Annotated in this window: 20 protein-coding genes; 6 read left to right on the top strand and 14 right to left on the bottom strand. The window is 63.5% G+C overall.

Features of this window, described 5'->3' with window-relative positions:
- Window positions 1–3 precede the first annotated feature (3 nt).
- Window positions 4–162: a hypothetical protein gene (locus tag ACEK02_RS25185; RefSeq protein ID WP_371424225.1), complete on the top strand. Its 159-nt coding sequence runs from the start codon at window positions 4–6 to the stop codon at window positions 160–162.
- A gap of 84 nt (window positions 163–246) precedes the next feature.
- Here ACEK02_RS25185 and ACEK02_RS25180 read toward each other — a convergent pair whose 3' ends face one another.
- The 3 genes from ACEK02_RS25180 to putA all read right to left on the bottom strand — a co-directional run bounded on the left by ACEK02_RS25180 (window position 247) and on the right by putA (window position 5,508).
- Window positions 247–813 (bottom strand): fasciclin domain-containing protein, encoded by a 567-nt coding sequence (locus ACEK02_RS25180; protein WP_371424224.1) that lies wholly within the window; start codon window positions 811–813, stop codon window positions 247–249.
- Window positions 814–1,033: 220 nt separating this feature from the next.
- Window positions 1,034–2,239, bottom strand: coding sequence for a CaiB/BaiF CoA transferase family protein (locus ACEK02_RS25175; RefSeq protein WP_371424223.1), 1,206 nt, complete (start codon window positions 2,237–2,239; stop codon window positions 1,034–1,036).
- A gap of 263 nt (window positions 2,240–2,502) precedes the next feature.
- Window positions 2,503–5,508: a bifunctional proline dehydrogenase/L-glutamate gamma-semialdehyde dehydrogenase PutA gene (gene putA, locus ACEK02_RS25170; protein ID WP_371424222.1), complete on the bottom strand. Its 3,006-nt coding sequence runs from the start codon at window positions 5,506–5,508 to the stop codon at window positions 2,503–2,505.
- A 112-nt stretch (window positions 5,509–5,620) separates the two neighbouring features.
- On the opposite strand from putA, the gene ACEK02_RS25165 reads away from it, so the two are divergent.
- A complete protein-coding gene (locus ACEK02_RS25165; RefSeq protein ID WP_371424221.1) occupies window positions 5,621–6,085 on the top strand; it encodes an Lrp/AsnC ligand binding domain-containing protein in 465 nt (154 codons plus the stop codon).
- A gap of 92 nt (window positions 6,086–6,177) precedes the next feature.
- Window positions 6,178–6,819 carry a hypothetical protein gene (locus ACEK02_RS25160; protein WP_371424220.1) on the top strand — a complete coding sequence of 214 codons (642 nt, stop codon included), beginning with the start codon at window positions 6,178–6,180 and terminating at the stop codon, window positions 6,817–6,819.
- A gap of 294 nt (window positions 6,820–7,113) precedes the next feature.
- On the opposite strand, the gene ACEK02_RS25155 is transcribed toward ACEK02_RS25160, so the two are convergent.
- The 5 genes from ACEK02_RS25155 to ACEK02_RS25135 form a co-directional block, all read right to left on the bottom strand.
- The gene (locus tag ACEK02_RS25155; protein WP_068734210.1) at window positions 7,114–7,314 is read right to left on the bottom strand and encodes a cold-shock protein; all 201 of its coding nucleotides are present in this window, start codon (window positions 7,312–7,314) and stop codon (window positions 7,114–7,116) included.
- A 271-nt stretch (window positions 7,315–7,585) separates the two neighbouring features.
- The gene (locus tag ACEK02_RS25150) at window positions 7,586–7,894 is read right to left on the bottom strand and encodes a cytochrome c (RefSeq protein ID WP_371424415.1); all 309 of its coding nucleotides are present in this window, start codon (window positions 7,892–7,894) and stop codon (window positions 7,586–7,588) included.
- A 20-nt stretch (window positions 7,895–7,914) separates the two neighbouring features.
- A complete protein-coding gene (locus ACEK02_RS25145; protein ID WP_371424219.1) occupies window positions 7,915–9,126 on the bottom strand; it encodes a molybdopterin-dependent oxidoreductase in 1,212 nt (403 codons plus the stop codon).
- Between the two features lie 198 nt (window positions 9,127–9,324).
- Window positions 9,325–9,567, bottom strand: a complete 243-nt coding sequence (locus tag ACEK02_RS25140; protein WP_371424218.1) for a hypothetical protein — start codon at window positions 9,565–9,567, stop codon at window positions 9,325–9,327.
- 166 nt (window positions 9,568–9,733) lie between these two features.
- Complete coding sequence (locus tag ACEK02_RS25135) at window positions 9,734–11,494, bottom strand: adenylate/guanylate cyclase domain-containing protein (protein ID WP_371424217.1); 1,761 nt, start codon at window positions 11,492–11,494, stop codon at window positions 9,734–9,736.
- Between the two features lie 119 nt (window positions 11,495–11,613).
- Between ACEK02_RS25135 and ACEK02_RS25130 the strand changes: the two genes are divergently transcribed.
- Window positions 11,614–13,212 carry a glycosyltransferase family 39 protein gene (locus ACEK02_RS25130; protein WP_371424216.1) on the top strand — a complete coding sequence of 533 codons (1,599 nt, stop codon included), beginning with the start codon at window positions 11,614–11,616 and terminating at the stop codon, window positions 13,210–13,212.
- 31 nt (window positions 13,213–13,243) lie between these two features.
- On the opposite strand, the gene ACEK02_RS25125 is transcribed toward ACEK02_RS25130, so the two are convergent.
- The gene (locus ACEK02_RS25125) at window positions 13,244–14,272 is read right to left on the bottom strand and encodes a YcjF family protein (RefSeq protein WP_371424215.1); all 1,029 of its coding nucleotides are present in this window, start codon (window positions 14,270–14,272) and stop codon (window positions 13,244–13,246) included.
- Window positions 14,269–15,732, bottom strand: a complete 1,464-nt coding sequence (locus tag ACEK02_RS25120) for a YcjX family protein (protein ID WP_371424214.1) — start codon at window positions 15,730–15,732, stop codon at window positions 14,269–14,271. The genes ACEK02_RS25125 and ACEK02_RS25120 overlap by 4 nt, the downstream gene beginning before the upstream one ends.
- Before the next feature lie 223 nt (window positions 15,733–15,955).
- Between ACEK02_RS25120 and ACEK02_RS25115 the strand changes: the two genes are divergently transcribed.
- A complete protein-coding gene (locus ACEK02_RS25115; protein WP_371424213.1) occupies window positions 15,956–16,654 on the top strand; it encodes a hemolysin III family protein in 699 nt (232 codons plus the stop codon).
- Window positions 16,655–16,736: 82 nt separating this feature from the next.
- A complete protein-coding gene (locus tag ACEK02_RS25110; protein ID WP_371424212.1) occupies window positions 16,737–17,534 on the top strand; it encodes an SDR family oxidoreductase in 798 nt (265 codons plus the stop codon).
- A 52-nt stretch (window positions 17,535–17,586) separates the two neighbouring features.
- On the opposite strand, the gene ACEK02_RS25105 is transcribed toward ACEK02_RS25110, so the two are convergent.
- The 4 genes from ACEK02_RS25105 to ACEK02_RS25090 form a co-directional block, all read right to left on the bottom strand.
- The gene (locus ACEK02_RS25105; RefSeq protein WP_371424211.1) at window positions 17,587–19,929 is read right to left on the bottom strand and encodes a molybdopterin guanine dinucleotide-containing S/N-oxide reductase; all 2,343 of its coding nucleotides are present in this window, start codon (window positions 19,927–19,929) and stop codon (window positions 17,587–17,589) included.
- A gap of 29 nt (window positions 19,930–19,958) precedes the next feature.
- Entirely contained in the window at window positions 19,959–21,587 is a 1,629-nt protein-coding gene (mdlC, locus tag ACEK02_RS25100) for a benzoylformate decarboxylase (protein WP_371424210.1), read from the bottom strand.
- Window positions 21,588–21,825: 238 nt separating this feature from the next.
- Entirely contained in the window at window positions 21,826–22,677 is an 852-nt protein-coding gene (locus tag ACEK02_RS25095; RefSeq protein WP_371424209.1) for a MaoC family dehydratase N-terminal domain-containing protein, read from the bottom strand.
- Between the two features lie 25 nt (window positions 22,678–22,702).
- Window positions 22,703–23,517, bottom strand: an 815-nt coding sequence (locus ACEK02_RS25090; protein ID WP_371424208.1) for a CaiB/BaiF CoA transferase family protein, incomplete at its 5' end; no start/stop codon positions are given.

The following is a 23,517-nucleotide window of genomic DNA, read 5'->3' as shown; positions in this document are numbered from 1 at the left end:
GCGATGAACGAGACCGACAAAGAGATCAAGGAGCGCGACATCGCCATCGCCGAGAACGAGAGCAAGCAGCAGGCGACAAGCAGCATCCGCGTCAGCGTATGGGCCATCGGTGTGGCCGTCCTGCTCGGGCTCGGCTTCTTCGGCTGGCTGCTGGCGAGATAGGCGAGGCGGCGTTCTTAACCTCTCCCCGCAGAAGGGCGGGGAGAGGGTAAACAACAGGCAGGACGGATCGACAAATCGACCCGATCAGCCCGGCATCAGCACGGTGTTGACCACGTGGATCACACCGTTCGACTGGTTGACGTTGGGGATCGTCACGGTCGATGTGCCGCCCTTGGCATCGACGATCATGACCTTGCTGCCCGAACGCTTCACGGTGAGCTGCTCGCCTTCGACGGTGGTCAGCTTCTTGCCGTCGGTGAGGTCAGCGGCTTCAAGCTTCCCGGGAACCACATGGTAGGTGAGGATCTTGGTGAGCGTTGCCTTGTTTTCCGGCTTCACCAGCGTCCCGACAGTGCCCTTGGGCAGCTTCCCGAATGCCGCATTGGTTGGCGCAAACACGGTGAACGGGCCGGGGCTGGCGAGTGTATCGACCAGGCCGGCCGCCTTGACGGCAGCGACCAGCGTGGTGTGATCCTTCGAATTCACCGCATTCTCGACGATGTTCTTCGACGGATACATGGGGGCGCCTCCAACCATGACGGTATTCTCGCCCTTCATCATCTTGGCGGCAGCGGGCTCAAGGAAGCTCGCCGAAATCATCAGGGTGCTAAAGGCCGCAAATGAAAGCAGTGCAATGCGCTTTGTGGACATGGTCGTCTCCCAATTAATTGTAGCGTCGCTAACGGGGAATCCGCAGGCGTCGTGAACTCGTGTCCGCGCGACACGGCGTGTGCCTGTTGCGCGAACGAGATCAGCTACGCGTTTTGGGGGAGGCGGTTTCAGAACGGCCCCTGACCACTTCGTGATCACGGATCGCATCGTAGCATTGAAACTCTTTTGCTCCAGCTTCGTACTATGCGGTTTTGCGCGACTATGCGACCGTCCCGGTGGCACGCAGCCGTGCGATCTCGGACTCGTCGAAGCCGGCGGCACCAAGGATCTCGTCGCTGTGCTGGCCGATGGATGGCGGCAGATGTGGCTTGCGCTTGGTCTCGCCGCCAATCCAGATCGGACTGTTGATGGTGAGAATATCGGTTCCCTCGAACGGGATCAGCACATCGTTGTCCTTCATCTGCTGATCATTCGGAATATCGTCGAGGATGCCGACGAAGCCGAAGACGAGACCATTGCCGTCAAGCCGCTCGCGCCAGTCGGCGAGGTCGCGGGTCGCGAAAACCTCATCGAGGATCCTGATCAGTTCGACCGAGCGCGCATGGCGATCGGGTTTGGTGGCGAAGCGAGGATCGTCGCGCAGGTCCTCGCGGCCGAGGCATTTGGTGAAAGCCGGCCATTGCCGATCTTCGGCCAGCAGCGACAGCATGATCCAGCGGCCGTCGCGGCACCTGTAGTGATTGGTGACGGCATTGAGCGCTTCCTCGCGCGAGCGGCGCTTCTCGAATTTGGCGCCGACAAGTTTGGCCTGTGCCAGCACGCTCGACGACCACACGCCATTGGCCATCAGGTTGGATTTCACCTGGCAGCCCTTGCCGGTTTTCTCGCGCTTGTAGAGCGCGGTGACGATGGCGCCATACAGCGCCATGGCGCAGGGGTGATCGCCCATGCCGGCAATCGATCGCGCCGGCGTGGTGTCCTCATCGGCGCGAACGAGATCCATCATGCCGGAACGTGCCCACCAGGCGGTGGAGTCGAAACCTGGTTTGTCGGCTTCCGCGCCCTTGTCGCCGTAACCGGTGAAGCAGGCATAGATCAGCCGGTCGTTCAGCGGTGCGATATCCTCATAGGCGATCTTCAGCCGCTTGCGCACCGGCGGCGGGAAATTGGTGATGAACACATCCGCTTCGGCGATCAGCTTGTAGAGCACCTGCTGCCCCTCGGGCTTGGCAAGATCGAGCGCGAGGCTCTTCTTGTTGCGGCTCTCCATCATCCAGGCATAGTTGTGTTCGCTCTTGGGATAGCCGGGCAGGTTGGGCAGATTGCGATAGGGGTCGCCGGCACCGGGCGGCTCGATCTTTATGACGTCTGCGCCGAAGTCCGACAGCACAGTGGCCGCAGCCGGTGCAGCGATGAAGCTCGCGCAGTCCAGCACCTTCAGCCCTTTGAACAGACCGTCTTCCATGCGTCGCTCCCGTCGCTTTTGTTCTACGTGTTGTATTGCCGCCTGCCGGAATTTAATTCCGTCTGGAATCCGGCAGCGCATTTGACCCATCTTCGAGGGGCGATGCAACGGGCTCAGCTAACCCTCCTCTGGAGGGGGAGGGTTGCTGCGTGCATAGCGCCCAGCGGGGTGGATGAAGCAGCAAGCTCCGTCGTTGTGGCTTCACCCCACCCCGTCTGGCAACACGCGTTGCGTGCTGCTCCTCCAAGGGAGGGTAAGAAGGATCAGCTTTGATCTGTCATCAATGCTGCATTGCCCCCCGCGGCAGCCATGTTGATCGTGACGGTCTGTTCGGTGGCGAAACGGGCGAGATAATGCGGGCCGCCGGCCTTTGGCCCCGTGCCCGACAGGCCGAAGCCCCCGAAGGGTTGCACGCCCACGACCGCGCCGATCATGTTGCGATTCACATAGACATTGCCGACCGGCAGGCGCGCGATCACGCGCTCGACCATATCGTCGATCCGCGAATGCACGCCGAGCGTGAGGCCGTAGCCGGTGCCGGAAATATCCTGCAACACCTTGTCGAAGTCGGCAGCGTGATAGCGCACCACATGCAGGATCGGCCCGAACACTTCCTCGGTGAGTTGCCGGGCGCTGGCGAGCTCGAAAATATGCGGCGCAACGAAGTTGCCTGCATGTGCGGTGCCCGCGAGATGCACGCGTGCCTCGCCTGTCATGCGCGCGATATGCGCATCGAGCTTCTGCTTCGCTTCGGCATCGATCACCGGACCGATATGCGTTGCCGGGTCGGCGGGATCGCCGAGCTTCAATTCGCGCGCGCTGCCCACGATCATCTCGATCATGCGGTCGGCGACGTCGTCCTGCACGAACAGCAGCCGCAGCGCCGAACAGCGCTGCCCGGCCGAGCGGAACGCCGACATCACCACGTCGTCGGCGACCTGTTCCGGCAATGCGGTGGCATCCACGATCATCGCATTGATGCCGCCGGTCTCTGCGATGAGAGGCACGATCGGGCCGTTCTTGGCGGCGAGGGTGCGGTTGATCGATCGGGCCACCTCTGTCGATCCCGTGAACACCACGCCGGCAATGGCGGGATGTTCCACCAGCGCGGCACCGATGCGGCCGTCGCCCCGGATGAGATGCAATGCAGAGGCTGGTATGCCGGCTTCATGAAGCAGGTGCACGGCTTGCGTCGCGATATCAGGTGTCTGTTCGGCGGGCTTTGCGACTACCGCATTGCCCGCCATCAGTGCAGCACTGATCTGGCCGAGAAAGATCGCCAGCGGAAAATTCCACGGCGAGATGGCGATGAAGACGCCGCGACCGCGCAAGCGCAAGACATTGCTCTCGCCGGTGGGGCCGGGCATCGCTTCGCCAGCGCCGAATTGCTTGCGGCCCTGTGCGGCGTAATAGCGGCAGAAGTCGATGGCCTCGCGGACTTCCGACAATGCGTCGTCCGGCGTCTTGCCGCCTTCGAGCTGCAACAACGCGATGAAGGACGCGCGGCGTTGCTCCAGCAGATAGGCGGCGCGTTCCAGGATGGCGGCGCGTGTATCGGCTGATGTGCGGCTCCAGGACCGGAAGCCAGCCAGCGCATCGGTTATCGTTGTGTTGGCTTCATCTGGCGTGGCGTCGCTGATGGTTACGTTGCTCGGCCTGTTGGCCGTCACATCTTTCAGCAATTGCCCCAGCGCCGCGCGTTCGCCAAATTCGATGCCCTGCGAATTGATGCGGTCGGGCCGATACAGATCGGCGGGCAAGGGGATCTTCGGATGCCGCGCGCCGTCGGGAGTGCCGATGATCGCGGCAGGCCGCTTGAGCAGCGTCGCAACGGGCACCGTGTCATCTGCGGCAATGGCTACGAAGGACGAGTTGGCGCCGTTCTCCAGCAGACGCCGCACCAGATAGGCCAGCAGATCGCGATGACTGCCAACCGGCGCATAGGTGCGCCAGCGAATGGCGGGATGGTCCTTGCCGAGTTGTTCGTAGAGTGCGTCGCCCATGCCGTGCAGGCGCTGGAATTCATAGCCGCCTTTCGCGCCGGCCAGTTCGAGAATGGTTGCGACCGTCAGTGCGTTGTGCGTAGCGAATTGCGGAAAGATGCGCGGCCGCAATGCCAGCAGCTTCTGTGCGCACGCGATGTAGTTCAAATCGGTCATCGCCTTGCGCGTGAACACCGGATAGCCGGGGAGGCCGCGTTCCTGCGCGCGCTTGATCTCGGTGTCCCAATAGGCGCCCTTGACGAGGCGCACCATCATCTTGCGATCGTGACGGCGCGCCAGCGCGTCGATGTGATCGATCACATCGACGCAGCGCTTCTGATAGGCCTGGATCGCAAGGCCAAATCCGTCCCAGCCTGCCAGCGACGGCTCGGCGAAGGCCGCATCGATCACATCGAGCGAGAGTTCGAGCCGGTCGGCTTCTTCTGCATCGACGGTGAAATTGAGGTCATAGGTTTTTGCCTGCTGTGCCAGCGCGATCAGGCTTGGCACCAGTTCGTGCATCACGCGCTGATGGCTCACCGCCTCATAGCGCGGATGCAGCGCCGAGAGCTTGACGGAGATGCCCGGCCGATCGGGCAGCGGGGTGTTGCCCGCTGTGCGGCCGATGGCTGAGATGGCCGAGGCATAGGCGTCGAAATAGCGCTGCGCATCATCCTTGGTGCGGGCGCCTTCGCCGAGCATGTCGAACGAATAGCGTGCCGGGCGCTCGGACGGTGCACGGGCGCGGGCCAGCGCGGCATCGATGGTTTCGCCGAGCACGAAGTGGCTGCCCATCAGCCGCATGGCCTGCCGCGTCGCCGTGCGCACTGCAGGCAGGCCGATCCGCTTCGCCAGCCGGCCCAGCGTCCCCGTCGGCGTCTCGCCCGGCTGGATCGCGCGTTGCGAGATGCCGAGCGCCCAGGCCGACGCGTTGACCAGGAAGGCGCTCGACTTCGTCTCGTGATGGATGAAATCGCCCCGGCCGAGCTTGTCCTCGATGAAGGCGTCGGCGGTGCGCGCATCCGGCACCCGCAGCAGCGCCTCCGCCAGCACCATCAGCGCGAGACCTTCCTTGGTGGACAGCGCATATTCCCGCAGCATGTCTTCGACGCCGCCGAAGCGGTCGTCCCTGGCGCGAATGGCGTCGATCAGGCGCGCGGCCGTTGTGTCGATCCGGGCGTCCTGCTCGGGCGACAGGGTGGCACCGGCCAGCAGCCGGGCCGCTATGGCCCGGTCATCCGGCGCGTAGGGCGCAGTGAAGGGCGAGAGGATGGAATCGGGCAACATGGGCATTTCCTCGGATATGATCCAAGCCTAATCCCGATATTTCCGGTGTTCGATAGGTCATTTCACAATTTTACCTTACATAATCCGGAAGCGGTCGTGCTAAACACTCGATATGAGTGATATCGACAAGATCGACCGGAAAATCCTCGCCGTCCTGCAGGCCGATGGCCGAATCGCCAATGTGGAGCTGGCCGAGCGGATCGGCCTGTCCCCAACCTCCATCGGCGAGCGGCTGAAGCGGCTGCAGCGCGACGGCTATATCGAAGGCTATGGCGCGCGGCTCAATCCGCAGATGCTGGGCCTCGGTCTGCTGGTGTTCGTCGAGGTGCTGCTCGACAAGACCACGCCCGATGTGTTCGAGCGGTTCGCCCGCGCCGTCCGGCTCGCGCCGGAAGTGCTGGAGTGTCACATGGTGGCCGGCGGTTTCGATTACCTGGTGAAGGCGCGCGTTGCCGACATGAGCGCCTATCGGCGGTTCCTCGGCGAGAGTTTGCTGGCGCTGCCGGGCGTGCGCGAGACCCGCACTTACGCCGTCATGGAAGAAGTGAAGCGCGATGCGCCGCTGCCCGTGGGATAGCGAGCCGGGATAACGCCGCCGTTGCCGTGCCGTTATCTTGGCAGGGTGAAGACGCTGCGTTAGGTTTCCGCGCGTTTCTCTCGGAGCAGATCATGCGGGCAGGCCACTTCAATCTTCGTGTTGCGATAGCGGCGGGCGTCATCGCTGCGACGGGCTTGCTGCCGACATCCCAGGCGCGTGCGATCGAGATGTCCCGCGAGGTCGGCGATCTCTACACGTCGGTGTCGATCTATCCGCCATCGGCCGGTTCCATGACGATCTGCTACGGCTTCGTGTGCCGGCGACGTCACGTCTTCGATTTCACCTCTGCCGACAGGGCTGCGCTCACCAAGCTTCTCGCCGCCGGCAAGGCGTCGGCCGTGGCGGAGCGCGCCGCGGTGCAGAAGGCGGTGGTGTGGTGGGACCGCCGCGTCGGCCCGGTGCTCGGCACCGACAAGCGGATCGCCAATGCGGATTTCCGTTATTTCGACGACAAGCACAATTTTGATTGCTGGGATACGACGCGCAACGTCACCAGCCTGCTGCTGATCATGCAGGATTGGGGTTTGCTGAAGCATCACACGGTGGGCAATCCGCGCTATCGCGGCAATGCGCTCGTGCTGCAGACGCCGCACAATACCGCTGTGCTGGTGGACCGCGCGACGGGCACCGAATGGGTCGTCGACATGTGGACGCGCGGCTATGCGCAACTGCCCGACGTCAAGCCGGCCGATCAGTGGGTCAAGGAAAACTGAAGCAGGGAATGGAGCGCCGTCGCGTCGCTGAGGCGTGCGTCACGTCAACTGGCGGCTATAAGGAGCGGGCCTTCGAAAGGTCTCAGCTCGGCTTTTGGAGTTAGGCTAGAGCGCACACCGCGGATCGAATTAGCGCAATCCTGCGTGAAACTGATTGCGTTGCAGGAGAGATGCCCCTTCGGAGGAAACCGCTCGTGCCGAATGCGCTCTACATTGTTGAGGCGTGATCGCGAAGACTTGCCTGACGAAAGTCTGGTGAAGTGACCGGATCACACTGGTATCAAACCAGATGTATCAGACCTTGAGGTTCTCAGCCGAGGTCTTGCCGCGGTTGGCAACTTCCTCGAATTCAACGGTCTGTCCTTCGTTCAGTGTCGAAAGGCCAGCCTTCTCAACTGCCGAAATATGAACGAACACGTCCTTGCCGCCATTTGCCGGCTGGATGAATCCGTAACCCTTCGTCGGGTTGAACCACTTCACAGTACCTTTAGTCATCACGTCGTCTCCACGGGATCAAAATCGATAACGAACTGCCGGTCCCCGCAAACCAGCATATCCGACATGCGCACGTTACGCGCGGATTGCCAAGCTTGATAGCTCAAACGGCGTGCAGAAATCGGTCAAACGGGCGCATATTGCATCCAGAGCAGCCCATTTCAGCAGTTTTGGGACATTTTGACGCCTGTTGGGCTGGTCGCGTGCAGGACCACACGCGTTCGACCCACGCGTGATCCGCACGGCCATGCAGGGGGCAGACCCCGCGTGTTTAGTAGGTGGCCGTTAGATAGTCGACGATCGCAGCCGCATCCGCATCGTCAATCGGTGCGCCGTAAACCTTGATCATCTTGGTCACTTCCGCCTGCCAGAAATCCTTCTTGAACTTGGGTCCGCGGGGCTGGGTCTGGATGTAGTCCGCGGAGTGACAGGCCGTGCAGTTGTTCTGCGCGGCCTCGACGCCCGGTCCCGGTTTGAACGCAGCGGTCTCCTCGGGAAGCGTGTAGGTCACAGGCCTGGCCTGCAACTGTGCCAGTCCGGTCGTCCCGACGGCGGTCGCGGCGATCAGGGCGCAAATCATGTTTCTCATATGCGATCCCCTTAGGCCGCGGTGACGCGAACGGTTTCGACGACGTTGCGGAGATATCCGGCGGGATTCCACAGCGCCTCCATCGGTTGCGATACGCCGGCCTTGTTGGTCGCGCGCACCTTGATCTCGTGTGGGCCGGCGGCAAGCTTGACCGGCAGTGTCCATTCCCGGAACGAATAGTTGCCAAGGTCCTTGCCGAGCGTCGCCGGCATCCATGCCTTGCCGCCATCGGTCGAGATCGCGACATCCTTGATGCCCTTGCCGCCGTCGAACGCGATGCCCTTCAGCGTCGTCGTGCCGGCCTTCAGTCTGGCGCCGTCGCTGACACTCGTGATGAAGGAACGCACCGTGAAGCGATTGATCGGAATGGTGGTCTTCGGCGCGGTGCCGGGCTCGACGCAATTGCAGTCATTGTCCGGTATCCGGTAGGCCGACTTCATCCAGAAATTATCGAACACAGTGTCGATCACCGTGATCTCGTTGAGGTGCTTGACCCAATAGGTGCCGTAATAGCCGGGCACTACGAGCCGCAGCGGGAAGCCATTGAGCATCGGCAGATCGGCGCCATTCATCGCATAGGCCAGCATCACCTCGCCATCGCGGGCATGGTCGAGGTCGAGCGCCTTGGCGAAATCCGGCGTCTTGTCACTGACGGGACCATCGAGCCCGCCAAAGGTCACCTGTTTGGCGCCGGCCTTGACGCCCGCTTTGTCGAGCACGGCCTTGAGCGGGACGCCGCGCCAGCGCGCATTGCCCATCGCGCCATTGCCGAGCTGACCGCCGGCAACGCGCGGGTTGAAAAATCCGCGGCTGTTGCCCGAGCACTGGTTGACGGCGACGATCTCCAGCGCAGGCATCGCCTTAAGCTCTTTCAGCGACAGCTTGGTCGGCCGCTCGACGCTGCCCTTGATCTCCAGCGTGAATGTATCGGGATCGATGCTGAGCGGAATGTCGGCGAGGTGATATCGGACGAAGAACGCATCATTCGGCGTGATCACGCCTTCATTGAAGACCGCAAACGGCGTCTCGAGTTGCGGCGGGCGGCTGGTGATGCCGATCAGACGGCGCTTCTGCGGATATTTGACCAGCGGTCGCTCGCCGTTGTCGAACGGCAAGGTTACGGTGTCGAGCGCAAAGGATTTGAGCGGGTCAAGCGTTGTCGCAGCGCCCAGTGCAGTCAATCCTGCACCGGCACGTTTCATCAATTCTCGGCGATCGAGCATGGGCTTCCTCCGAAGCTGTCATGTGGCGCCGTCATCACGGACACCTTGACCCCATAGTCGCGCCAAGCTTCGACAAGTCAATTTTTGCTTTTGAGAAATGGCGTCCGGAATCTGCAGCCGGAACTCATGCCAGCCATTGCAACGCAGCAAAAGCCCCCGACCGGTATCGCGATCGGGGCCCTGCCTGATTGCAATAGTTCAGTAGCAGACGTTCACCGTGCGCCAGCGCAAGCCCCAGGGCGTCATCACGCGGCGGCTCACATAGCATCCGCCGCCACCGACATAGCCGATGCCGAAAGCGGGACCGTAAAAGCCGCCGCCATGGAAGTGGTGATGGCCGCCATGCCAGCCCCAGCCATGGGCCGATGCGGTGGACGGCGTCAGTGCCATCGCGCCGAGAGAAGCTGCAGCAACGAATGCGAGTGCGAGTTTGCGAAACATGATCATTCTCCTTCAGTGATGCGCGAAGCGCTGGTTGCGGGATCTGTCTGTTCGATCCATCGCAAATTCGTCGCATCGATTTCGGAGCGGGTTCGAGGAATGTCAGAAGGAATTTTCTGAACGCCTGTTCAGGCGGATGCCACCGCCGCGTCCTGCAATAACAGCGTCAGGACGCAGCAACGATATCGCCGGTGACGAGGGTTGAAAGCACCTTCGCGTCTGTGATCATGCGCACATTCATCGGTGCGGCGCGGCCGCGGATCGCAACATCCTGATGTGGCAGTGCATCGGCCGCGAGCCCCGCGGTGGTGCAGACTTCTTCGGAGATGATCACTTCGCAAGCGAGGCTTTTGGTCATGTCCTGCAGGCGCGCAGCAACGTTGACGGCATCGCCGAGCGCCGTGAACACCATGTGATCGCGATAGCCGATATCGCCGACGATGACTTCGCCGCCGTGAATGCCGATGCCGAAACGCAGCGGCTGCGGCAGGTCATGGGCGAGGGTGCGATTGAGTTCGTCGATATTTTCGGCGATGAGGTGTGCGGCCTGCAGAGCCTGACGGCATGCCGTCTGCGGATCGCTGGCAAGACCGAACAGCGCCAGTTCGCCATCACCGATGAACTGGTTGGGCTGGCCGCCACTTGCGATCACCGCTTGCGAGACGGCATTGAGGAAGCGATTGACGATAAACACCGTGTCGAACGGCAATCGCTTTTCGGCGAGCATGGTCGAACCGCGCATGTCCACGAACATGCAGACGAGATAGCGCTCCTGGCCGATCCGCGTCGGATGCGATGCATGGGCATTCGCGCTGGTCACCTGCGGCGCGAACAATTGCACGAAGGCCACATCGGTCGTCGGTCGCAATTGGCAGGCAAGGCGAACCGCGGGATCGGCGCCCGCACCAATCCGGCTCAGAATGAAGGCTTCGCGTGCTGACGGTGCCGGCAGTCTGGCGATGTCGCTGGTGACACGAATGCGGCAGGTCGAGCAGCGCGCGCGTCCGCCGCAGACGCTGGCATGCGGAACGCGATGGCGCAGACTGGCTTCGAGGATGCTAAGTCCCGTGGGAACGCGGATTTTGCGGCCATCGCCATAGGCGAGATTGATCATCCCGGCGCGCTGCTCCACCACCTGCCGGATGCCGCGCGCCGCCAGCGCGATGGCGAGCAGCGCGGCATAACCGATCAGGAGCTGATCCGTGAGATCGCCCAGCGTCTGTTGTTGCGGCTCGGTGCCGAGCCGTGTCTCGTTGAGATTTGCCGCCCGCCATTGCGGCGACGCCAGCTTCGCTTCGACCTCGCGCTTGCCCTGAAAGATGCCCAGCAGCGCCAGTGTCGGAATCAGAACGGCTGCTGCAAGCAAGTAGGGCGCCAGGCGCTTGAAATAGGTTTTCAGCCGTAGCCAGAAGTACAATCCGATGCAGCCGTGAAGCCAGGACACGAGCACCACGAGATACATCGACCACATTTTGAGCGGAGATGTAATCGAGCTGTAGAACACCTGCGGGTAGCTGCGGTCGATATCGAACAGGTTCTGGCCGAGCCTGACCGCGACAACATGGGCGACGATGAGTGCCGGGATACTGAGCCCGAGCACGAGTTGCAGCGGCTCGATGGCCCGCCAGCGAAATTGCCGGCGTTCGTACAGCGCCCAGATTCCCAGCGCCATATGGATCGTCACGGCCGAATAAAAGATCTCGGCGACCGGAAAGGATTGCCAGAAGCCGGCATGGATGATGACGCCGGCCTGCAACGCGTCGAGCGAGATGTTGCCGAGTGCGTGGTTGAGGAAATGGCTGAGCAGGTAGGTGAACAGCACCAGCCCGCAGGCGAGGCGGATCTGGCGCAGGCCGATGCTCCGCCACCATGCGGCGGCCGGGGCGGCCTCAAGTGGCTTGCCGGCTGTCTTGAATGTCGCGTCCATGGCGAAATCCTACGGCGGGACGCGCTCCGATGCCATCCGGAGCAGCCTCCGGACAGACCTTATCCCGCAGTAAAGTCAATAAGTTGACACCGTGGCGAAGTCCGCCGAAAAGCTCGGCGATGAGGCCCTTTCCCGACCCTTACCTCGATCGGAATGTCGCCCGCCGCGCCTTTTGGGCGATCGGCGCATTGCTGGTGGCGCTGACCGCGATGCGGCTGATCTATGCCGGGCTGTTCGATCTGCGCACCGACGAGGCCTATTACTGGACCTGGTCGAAGGAAAACGTGCTGTCGTTCCTCGATCACCCGCCGATGATTTCCTGGTTCATCCGCTTCGGGACGTGGCTATTCGGCGACACGAATTTCGGCGCGCGTTTTGCCGGTATCGTGGCGATGGCGGTGACGCAACTGCTGCTCGCCGACATCGTCCGCCGCGTCACGCAGGATCTGCGCGCCGTGCTGCTGGCGGTGCTGATGTCGGAAGCCGCGCTGTATTACGGATTGCTGATGGCCAAGGTGGCGCCGGACGTGGCGCTGATCCCGTTCGCCATGGCGATGCTGTGGGCGCTGGTGCGGCTGGCCGAAAGCCACGACGGGCGCTGGTGGCTCGCCGCCGGCGCGTTCGGCGGCCTCGCGCTGTTGTCGAAGTTGACCGTGGTGATGTTCGTGCCGGGCATTCTCGCTTTCATGCTGGTGCCGGAATGGCGCGGGCGCTGGCTGCGCAGCCCGTATCCATGGCTCGCCGTGCTGATCGCACTTGCGATCTCGTCGCCGGTGCTGATCTGGAATGCCGGACACGACTGGGCGTCGTTCAGGTTCCAGTTCATCCGTGCGACCACCAATAACGAGGTGTCGCTGCGCACGCTCGGCGATTTTCTCGGCCTGCAATTCGGCCAGGTCGGCTTCATCCTGATGCCGGTCATCCTCTCCGCTGTCGTTGCGATGGCGTGGCGCGGTTATCGCCGCCGCGAACCGGTCGCGATCCTGCTTGCCACCTGCGTGCTGGTGCCGTTTCTGTATTTCGCGTGGAAGTCACTGACATTGCGGGTCGGTGACACCTGGCCGATGTTCCTGTGGCCCGCCGGCATCGCCGCGGCGGCGATCAATCTCACGAAACTGCCGGGCGACGGCTGGTCGAAGCGCATGGTGCGCGCCTCCTATGGCTGGACCATCGCCGCCATCGCCACCGGCATTCCGCTGGTGGTGCTGGTGTTCCTGTATTGCGTGGCCGCGCCGTGGAATCTGATCGGCAAGAACGATCCGCTCGGCGGCGAGGGCGGTTATCGGGTGCTGGCCGACCGCGCGCTGGCCGAAATGAAGACCACCGGCGCCACCTGGATCGCGACGACTGACTACCGCACCTATGCGATGCTGCGCTGGCATCTGAAGGACAAGGTGCCGGTGGTGCAGGTCAATGAGCGCGCGCGGTTTCTGGGCTTCCGCGATCCCGGCATGGACAAGATCAGAGATCGCAGCGGACTCTATATCGCGCAGACCGCGGACAACCAGCGCCCGCTGCTGGCGACGACCAGTGCGGTGCTCACGCCTCTCGCCGAAGTCGACACCATCTGGCGCGGCACGGCGATGAAGCACTATGCGATCGACAAGCTCACCGGCTGGACGCCGGACCTGACGCCTGCGCCCGACACGCCATTCTACAAGTGGCCGGCGCTGGCGGAGATGTCTGTGCCGTCACGCATTCAGCTGGCAGCGCGCTGAGATAACCTCTCCCCGCTTGCGGGGCGAGGGACTACTCTTCCCCGTCCCGCTTGCGCAGCAGATCCTTGGCGAGGTCGCCAAGCTGCGGGCGCGGCAGTGCCGTGAACGGCAATGGCCGCGTCACGTCGATCGCAGCAAGCCCGAGCCTTGCGGTGAGCAGCCCATTCAGCACGCCTTCGCCGAGGCGCTGCGAGAGTTTCGCGGCGATGCCATGGCCGAGCACCTGCTGGATCATGCTGTCGCTGGCGGCCATGCCGCCGGTAATGGCAAGATGGCTGATGGCATGGCGCATCAAGGTGATCATGCCGAGCGTCCCCGGCCGGCCGCCATAAAGTTTTGCCAGCTGGCGCACCAGCCGGATCGCCGCGGCAGCGACGAACAACACATCGACCAGCGCACGCGGGCTGATGGCGGTGACCACCGAGACGCGTTGCGCGGCAACCGAGACGAGGCGACGCGCCTCGATGTCGAGCGGGCTCATCAATTCACGTTCGGCCACGCGAATGAGATCCGCGCCGTCGATGATATCGCCGGCATGGCCCTGCAGGGCCGTGCGCGCGCGGGCGAGCCGCGGATTGCTGTGCGCGAGCTTCAGCAGATCGGCGAGTACCGCGCGGCTCTCGGCATGATCGTCGCTGGCGATCACGGCCAGCGCGCGGGCATGCAGCTTCTCGATGGTGGCGAGCCGCATCAGGCTCAGTGCTTCGCGTGTGATGATGGCGATCAGCGCGACACTGACCAGCGCGGCGAAGCCGAGGCCGACAAAGCCGAGACCGTCATTGATCGCGAACAGGTCGCGGACCAGTTGCGTGACGCCCAGACCCGTGCCGAGCAGCACGAGGCCGCCGAGTCCGGTCCAGAACAGCGTGCCCCAGCGGAAACCGGTGCGCACGGGTCGTGGCGGTTCGTCGATGACGACGGGCATCGCCATCGGATCGGCTTCCGGCGTGATGCGGATGGTGCCGCGGGTGAGGCGGCCGGCGTCCTCGTCGGCGTCCATCACCGTGACATGGGGATCGTCGAGCCGGAACGTGGCCGGGCGGCGCGTACGGTCGGTCATTGCAGCCTGTCTCCGATCAGGAACTGGAGCGCGCGGTCGAGGCGGATGTGAGGCAGCGCCGGCTCCTCGCCGCTGTCGCGCGTGAGCAGCGGCGGGCGGAAGCGTAAGAAGCGATAGTCGGCCTTGTCGGCGGCATCTGTCGAGAGACCCTTGAAGGAACGACCCTCGAACAAGCCATCCAGATCGGTCGGCAGATCGCCGGGGAACGTCGCCACTTCGGTCTCGCCATCGAATGTCTCGCCATTGGCGACCTCGCCGGCGACCGGCGTGCCGATGATCGACGGCAGCTTGTCACGGCCGCGCTGCACCAGCGCTTCCTTGGTGGCGCGGACCGCGGCGATGGCGACGACATCGACGGCGGCGCCGGCCAGTTCGGAGCGCGCAACGGCCTTGGTCACGGTGCGCCGCAGGATGTCTTCGAGCCGGTCATGGCTGAGGTGATGCAGATGATCGGCCTTGGTCGCTGCAAACAGAATGCGATCGACGCGCGGACGAAACAGCGTACTCAGGATCGTGCCGCGGCCGATGCGGAAACTGTCGAGAATGCCGGCGAGGGCCGCTTCGAGATCGTGCAGTGCTTCCGGGCCGGCATTGAAGGCGGAGAGCGCATCGACCAGCACGATCTGGCGATCCAGCCGCGCGAAGTGATCGCGATAGAACGGCCTGACGACGACATCCTTGTAGGCCTCGTAGCGCCGCTTCATCATCGCCCACAGCGAGCCATCCGGCGCGCCGCCATCGGGGGGCACGTCCAGCGGCGCAAATGTCAAAGCCGGCGAGCCCGCGAGATTGCCCGGCATCAGAAAGCGGCCCGGCGGCAGCAGGCTCATGGCGAAGCGATCGTCGCGGCAGGCGCGCAGATAGTCGGTGAAGAGTCTGGCTGCGATGAGCGTTGCCTGCTCGTTTTCCGGTGCGTTAGTATCGAGCGTCGCGAGATGCGCATGAAAGGCGGCAGCCAGTGCCGCGCGCGGTCCTTGGCGCGACAGCGCAAGACTTTCGGCCGACCATTCCTCATAGCTCTTGCCCAGCAGCGGAAGATCCAGCAGCCATTCGCCGGGATAGTCGACGATATCGAGCGTCAGCGTGCGGTCGGTGCCGCTCGCACGCTGATAGTCGATGACCAGACGCAACTCGCTGATATCGGTGGTCGAGTTCGGCCAGCGGCGTTCATCGATCAGCGTGCGCAGATGATCCTCATAGGCAAATCGCGGCACGGCATCGTCGGGCTGCGGCGCGAGGCGCGCCTTGGCGATGCGCCCTGTAGCCAGGGACTCGAACACCGGAAAGCGTCCGCCGCGCGTCAGGCCATGAACGAGTGCGGTAATGAATACCGTCTTGCCGGCGCGCGACAGGCCCGTGACTCCAAGCCGCACCGTGGGATTGAACAGACCCTCGCCATAATCGAGCAATGCGCGCGCGGACAGCCGTGCTTCTTCGACGAGTTCGGACAGGCTGGGCATCGTGGGTGAAAACTCATCATGGTGAATGGTGCGCGGGGGGCGGTCTGCCTTCAAAAATGGCGATTATCGGGCTGAAATCAAGCTCGTCACGAAACCGTCGTCACTCCGTCGTTCGGCTTTCGTTGACGATGTCCAGCCTATGATCTATCGCTGCTGCAGGGGTAGTCACAGGCGAGCTTGCGGGGCAAGCTCACCGCATCGCACCGGCCGGGTTGACGCCACCATGACTGTTTTCCGCTTGAAAGAGCTGACCACCAACTCCGCTCACAAGGTGGCCGGAGCGATCCGCTGGAATTACGACCGCGCCGAACTGATCGCCGACGGCATCGTTCACGGCCTCGGCGTGTTCTCCGGCCTGATTGCCGCGACTGTTCTCATCGTCCTCGCCGCCGTATTCGCCACCGCCTATGAAGTCGTCACCGTCTCGGTCTATTCCGCGGGCTTGCTGGCCATGCTGGTGCTGTCGGCGATCTATAATATGTGGCCGGTGTCGCCGCGAAAGTGGTTCCTGCGCCGCTTCGATCACTCCGCGATCTATCTGCTGATCGCCGCCACCTACACGCCGTTTTTTGCGCAGATCGACAATACGCGGCTCGCGATCTCGCTGCTCGCCGGCGTGTGGAGCGTCGCCATCACCGGCATCGTCATCAAGCTGCGTTATCCCGGCCGCTTCGATCGCCTCGCGGTCGTGCTCTATCTCGCCATGGGCTGGAGCGGCCTGATGGCCTATGACGCCGTGTTCACGCCGCTGCCGCCGCTCACCATGTGGTTCGTCGCTGCCGGCGGCACGCTCTACACACTCGGTGTGGTGTTCCACGCCTGGCAGCGGCTGCGTTTCCAGAATGCGATCTGGCACGGATTTGTCCTGCTCGGCGCCGCATGCCACTATACGGCTGTGCTCGACATGGTGCTGAGCACCTAGAGCATGATCCCGAAAACTGGATACCGGTTCTCGGATCAGATCACGCTCTAACAAGAAACAAGAACATCAGGGGGAGTGCGGCATGCGGGTAGACGGCAAGGTCGTCGTCGTGACCGGTGGCGCCAATGGCATTGGCCAGGCGCTGTGCGAGACATTTCATAAAGCGGGTGCAGCGAAAGTCGTCGTCGTCGATCTCGACGGCGCGCGCGCGCGAGCCGTCGCCGACGCCATCGGTGGCGCGTGGTTCAAATGCGACGTCAGCAAGGAACCGGACATCGAGCATGTGATCGCGGAGACCGAGCGGCAGTTCGGCCCGATCGCTTTGTTCTGTTCCAATGCCGGCATCGGCGGCGGCTTCGATCCCATGAGCCCGAATGCCGGTGGCACATCGGATGAACCATGGGCGCGGAGCTGGGCGATCCATGTGATGGCCCATGTCTATGCCGCGCGGCATCTGATCCCGCTCTACAAGGCGCGTGGCGGCGGTTATTTTCTCAACACGATTTCCGCGGCGGGCTTGCTGTCGCAGGTCGGCAGCCCGGCCTATTCGACCACCAAACATGCCGCGGTCGGCTTCGCCGAAAATCTCGCGATCTCGCACCGGGCCGATAACATCAAGGTCTCGATCCTGTGCCCGCAGGGCGTCGACACCAACATGCTGAAGAACATCCCGAAGGGCCCGCAATCCGACGACGGCAATCTGTCGCCGGAGCAGGTCGCGCAGGATGCGCTGGCGGGGATCGAGGCCGAGACGTTCCTGATCCTGCCGCACAAGCAGGTGATCGATTACATGCGCAAGAAGACCGAGAACTACGATCGCTGGATCGGCGGCATGGCCAAGATCCAGGCGAAGATGCGCGAGACGTTCGGGACGAAGTGAGGGGCGCAGGGCTTCCTTAACCTCGCCCCGCAAAGAGCGGGGAGAGGTAAGATCACTCCGCCGCTTCGAGCTTCGGCGGGCGTGGCCAGATCACCGGCACCGGCGGATCATAGGCCTGGATCGGCGGCAGGTTGCCGGTGAATTTCTCGACATTCACGACCGTCAATTGTCCGGTGCAGCCTTGCGCAAGGCGCGAGGTGCCGGTGTCCCTTGTCAGCACATTCGGATTGCCGTGCACGCAGAGCGGCTTCTCCTCGTTCGGATCCTCGGGATCGTAATAGGCGCCGGTCGGCAGTTGCACCACGCCGGCCATGACGTCTTCGGTGAGGACGACGGAAGCGAGGCAGGCGCCGCGCTGGTTGAACAGCTTGATGATGTCGCCATCCTCGATGCCGCGCGCATCCGCGTCGACCGGATGCATCCGCGCAACCTCGCGGCCGCGGCGCTTCTCGGCGCTGCTATGCCCACCGAAATCGAGCTGGCTGTGCAGCCGTGACGCCGGCTGGTTGGCGACGAGCTGCAGCGGATTGGTCGCATCGACAGTGTCTTCGGGCGCGAGCCAGACCGGATGGCCGGGGCAGTCGTCGTAGCCAAAGCTGGCGATGGTGTCGGACGTGATCTCGATCTTGCCGCTGGTGGTCGGCAGCGGCTTGCCCTCGGGATCGTCGCGGAACGCACGCAGGGTGCCGCCATCCAGCGGCAATTGCGGCAGCATCACTTCGCCGGCGGCCCAGAAGGCGTCGAAGTCCGGCGCGTCGAGACCCTTGGCTTTGAGCCCGTCATAAGTCGGCTGATAGAGATGCTTCAGCCATTCGCGCGGCGTGCGGCCTTCGGTGAATTCATCGGCCTTGCCGAGGCGTTCGGACAGGCCGGTGAAGATCGCATAGTCGTCGCGTGCATCGCCGAACGGCTCGGCCATTTGATGCATAGCGACCATCAGCGGATCGGTCTGCGACGAGCCGATGTCCTCGCGCTCCAGGCTCATGGTGCAGGGAAGCACGAAGTCGGCATGGCGCGCCGATGCCGTCCAGGCGAGGTCGTGCACGACAAGCGTATCGACGCGCGCAAAGGCCTTGCGCAGTCGGTTGAGATCCTGATGGTGATGGAACGGATTGCCGCCGGCCCAATAGACCAGCTTGATATCCGGATAGGTCATATGCGCGCCGTTATATTCGAACGGTGCGCCGGGATTGAGCAGCATGTCGCTGACGCGCGCCACCGGGATGAACTCGCTGACGCCGTTCTTGCCCTGCGGCAGGCCGGCGATCGGCACGGCATTCTGGCGGCGTCCGTAATTCGCGATGGCGCCGAGCGCATAGCCGAAGCCGCCGCCGGGCAGCCCGGACTGGCCGAACATCGCCGACAGCACCGAAGCCATCCAGACCGGCTGTTCGCCATGCTTGGCCCGCTGCAGCGAATGCGCCACGACGAACAGCGCGCGCTTGCCGGGCAGGCGACGCGCCAGCTTGAGGATGGCCTCGGCTGTGAGGCCGGTGATGCCGGCAGCCCAGGCGGCATCTTTCGGCTGGCCGTCGCTGCGGCCCATCAGATAGTCCTCGAAGGTGTCCCAGCCATGGGTGTGGCTGGCGAGGAACGCGCGATCATGGGTGCCGTCCATGACCGCGGTGTGCGCGATGCCGAGCATCAGCGCCACGTCGGTGCCGGGACGCGCGGCGACCCAGTCCTGGTTGACCTCATCCGGCAGGTCGCTCTTCAGCGGCGAGATCAGCACGAGTTCGCCGCCGCGCTTGGAGAGCGCGATCATGTCGCGATGTTCGGTATGCTTGCTGATGCCGCCGCCGGCAACGCGCGAGTTCTTGGTGTTCATGCCGCCGAAGGCGAGGATGATATCGGTGTGTTCGACGATCTCGTCCCAGCCGATATTGCGGCGGGTCATGTCTTCGTAGTTGCCGAGGATGTGCGGGATGAGCACCGTCGATGCGCCGGCCGAGTAGCTGTTGACCGAACGCACATAGCCGCCGAGCGCGACGTTCAGGAAGCGATGAATCTGACTCTGTGCGTGATGGAAGCGGCCCGCGCTCGACCAGCCATAGGAGCCGCCATAGATCGCCTTGGCGCTGTAGGTGTCCTTGACACGCTTCAGCTCGCCGGCGAGCAGGTCGAGTACCTCGTCCCATTCCATTTCGACGAATGCGTCGCGGCCGCGCCGATCGTCCGGGCCCGGGCCATTTTCGAGCCAGCCACGGCGCACCATCGGCTTGGCGATGCGCGCCTTGTGGCGGAGTGCCTCGGGAAAATTCTGGATGATCGGATTCGGATCGGGATCGATCGGATGCGGCGTGATGACGAGCTTGCCGTCGACCCACTGTCCGGAAAAGGCACCCCAGTGCGAGCTGTGCGATTTCTTGGCGTTGTCGTTCGGCTGCTTGGTCATGCCGGCCCTTCCGCTATGATCCCATGATATCAATGCTTCTGTCCATAAAGCACAGGAACGGCCGAGTCGACGATGACTTCGACAAGGCTGACGCCCGGATGTTGCAGGCTTTGCCCGAACGCGCCGGCGAGTTCCGAAGACTTGCTCACACGGGCCGCATGCGCGCCCATGCCTTCGGCCAGTTTGACGAAATCCAGACCGGGAAGATCCAGTCCGGGAACATTGCGCACCTGCATCACCTGGCTGAACGAACGCATCGCGCCGTAACCGGAATTGTTGATAACCACTATAGTTAAAGGCAATTTGCGCTGTGCAGCGGTCCACAGCGCCTGGATCGAATACATCGCCGAGCCATCGCCGATCAGGCACACGGTGCGGCGGTCCGGATAGCCCAGCGCCATGCCGACAGATGCCGGCAGCGAGTGGCCGAGACCGCCTGAGGTCATGGTGTAGAAACTGTTGGCGCCGCGCATAGGAAGATACTTCTGCATCGCCGGGCGATGCGATGGCGCTTCTTCCACCAGCATCGCATCCGATGGCATGGCCCGCGACAGCGTGTGCAGCAGATAATCTATCGGGATCGGGTCACTGGCCACCGGCGGCGGCGGCAGGATGCGGCCCTTGGCGATGTTTCGTGTCGTGTCTGGTAGCAGTTCAAGCAGCAGCTTGAGCGCCGGCTTCATGGTCGCGATAATGCTGGTGCCGATCGGCGCCACGGCTGCGGAGTCCGCATCGTCGGTGATCTGGAAGATCGTGGTATCGCCGTCGAAGATTGCCGCATGGCCTTCCACATGGAAGGTGAAGACCGGCGCGCCGATGACGACGACGAGGTCGTAGTCTTTCAGCGCGTCCGACAGTTGCGCCGGCGAGGCGTGCAGGAAGCCGCAAAATTGCGGATGACGCTCCGGGAAACTGCAACGCGCAGAGAACGGGCTGACCCAGACGGCGGCTTTGGTCTTCTCTGCGACTGATACCATCAGATCGACAGCCTCTGCGCGGTCGATCCCGGGGCCGACGATCAGCGCAGGGGTCTTGCTGTTGCCGAGTGCGGCGACCAGTTCCTGCATCGCCCGGGGATCCGGCCCGAGCTCGCGACTGACATGGCGTGCTTCAAGAGGTTGGGCCTGATGCGTCCAGTCGTCGATCGGCACCGAGACGAAGGTCGGCCCGCAGGGCGGCTGCATCGCCACATAATAGGCGCGGGCAATCGCCGCCGGCACGTCCTCGGCACGCGCGGGCTCGACGCTGTATTTCACATAGGGTCGCGGAAATTCCGAGGCGCGCTCGGCATAGAGGAACGCTTGCAGCGGCAGGATGCTGCGCGCCTGCTGGCCCGCGGTGATCACCATCGGCGTCTGGTTGCGATGCGCGGTGTAGATATTGCCCAGCGCATGGCCGACGCCGGCGGCGGAATGCAGATTGACGAAAGCGGCATTGCGCGTCGCCTGCGCATAGCCGTCGGCCATGCCGATCACCGAGGCTTCCTGCAGGCCAAGGACGTAGTCGATATCGTCCGGCCAGTCGGAGAGGAACGGCAGTTCGGTGGAACCGGGATTGCCGAACACTTTTTTGATGCCGAAACCGCGCAAGAGATTCAGCGTGGCGTCCTTGACGGTCACGGGAGTACGGGCGGCGGTTGTCTTGCTGTCGCGGGCCAAGGCGGTTTCCTCACATTATCGGGCAGTTGTCTGCCGTGTGCTGTTGACTCATCAACAGCAGGAAAGTGTGGTGAGTCAATGCCGTGAGGGGGCATAAACAAACTCCGTCCTCATGGTGAGGAGGCGCGTAGCGCCGTCTCGAACCATGGTGGCGCATTCCCATCATCCTTCGAGACGCGCGCAAGGGCGCGCTCCTCAGGATGAGGGCTGGGTGTGGTGGCGGAGAGGGGCGGCGAACTTACCAGCTCGCGGTCGCCTTCATGGTCGGCGCGCCCTGGTGGTTCGCCGTCCAGACCTCGAGCCCGTCCGCCGTCTCATTCGCATTCACCGAAAAATCCGCGCCGTCGAACAGCGGCGACACGCCGCGGTAGCTGAATTTCGCGGGCGCCTTGCCGCCCTTCAGCTTCGCCGCGAATTCCACCAGCAAGGCCGCCTGCAGCGGCCCATGAAACACGAGGCCCGGATAGAACTCGACCTTGGTGACATAGTCGCGGTCGTAATGGATGCGGTGGCCGTTGAAGGTCAGTGCGCTGTAGCGGAACAGCAGCACGGGATCGGCGTAATGCGTTTCCCGATGCTTCGCCGCAGGGACTTCCTTCGGTGCGGGCGCGGGCGGCGCCATGCTGGTCGGCATGTCGCGATAGACGATGTCCTGACGCTCGCGGATGGCGAGGCCGCGCTTCGTGGTGATCAGGTGCTCCACATTGACGAAGCACAGCGCGCCGGTGGAGCCGGTCTTGAGATTGACGTCGAGGATTTTCGACGAGCGCGTCACCTCATCGCCGACAAGCAGCGGCTCGATGAACTGCACTTCGCCGCCGGCCCACATGCGGCGTGGCAGCGGCACCGGCGGCAGGAAACCGCCGCGCGCGGGATGGCCATCCGGCCCGAGCTTGTCCATGGCCGCCACCGCCTGGGCGAGGCACCAATGGGTCGTGAACGGCGCGGCGTCGCCCGGCTTCGGCGTGCCGATGTCGAGAAACAATGTCGCGCGCAGGCCTTTCACGAGCTGCGCGGTGATGACGTCGGACTGCTCGTCCGTGCGACCGATCCACTGCTTGAGGTGATCGATGTCGAGCTTGTCGGTCATGATGACCTCCGTCTGATCCTGAAGACTACTTCTGCACTTCGCCGATGCCGGGCACGGCGCCATAGCTGCGCGGCGCACCGACCCAGATCGCCGCCGGCGCCGGATAGGACACCTCGCCATTCGGCGTGTTCACGGTGATGCGCCGCAGATGCGGATGGTTGGTGAGATCCGCCATGGTGTTCACTTCGGCAAAGGCGATGTCGGCCTCGGTCAGCCGTGCCAGCAATTCGTCGCGGCTGAGCGATCCGAAGATGTCGCTGACGGTCTGGTCGGTGAAGGCGCGGTTGCGCACGCGCTCGACGCCGTTGACGAGGCGCGGATCCGCGGCGAGGTCGGCATTGCCGAGTACCTTGGCGCAGAGGATCTTCCACTCACGCTCGCTCTGGATCGAGATCAGGATGTCCTTGCCGTCCCTGGAGCGAAACACGCCGTAAGGCGCGATGGAGGGATGGGCGAGGCCCATGCGCTTCGGATCGTTGCCGGCCTCGGCATTGAGCAGCGGCACGGTGAGCCAGTCGGCCATCACGTCGAACATGGAGATGCGAATGTCGGCGCCTTCGCCGGACACCGAACGGCCGATCAGTGCTTCGAGGATCGCGGCATGGGCGGCTGCACCCGTGGCGACATCGACGATGGAGACGCCGACGCGCGACGGGCCTTCGGGGCCGCCGGTGATCGAGGCGAGGCCGCTTTCGGCCTGGATCAGGAGGTCATAGGCCTTGCGATGGGCGTAGGGGCCGGTGTCGCCATAGCCGGTGATGGTGCAGCAGATCAGCCGCGGATAGTCCTTGCGCAGCCGCTCGCGGGTGAAGCCGAGCTTGTCCATCGAGCCGGGCTTGA

The sequence above is a fragment of the Tardiphaga sp. genome, from assembly GCF_041424195.1.
Lineage (GTDB): Bacteria > Pseudomonadota > Alphaproteobacteria > Rhizobiales > Xanthobacteraceae > Tardiphaga.
The sequence above is the reverse complement of the archived record's forward strand: the minus strand, read 5'-3'. Positions and strand labels throughout refer to the sequence as shown.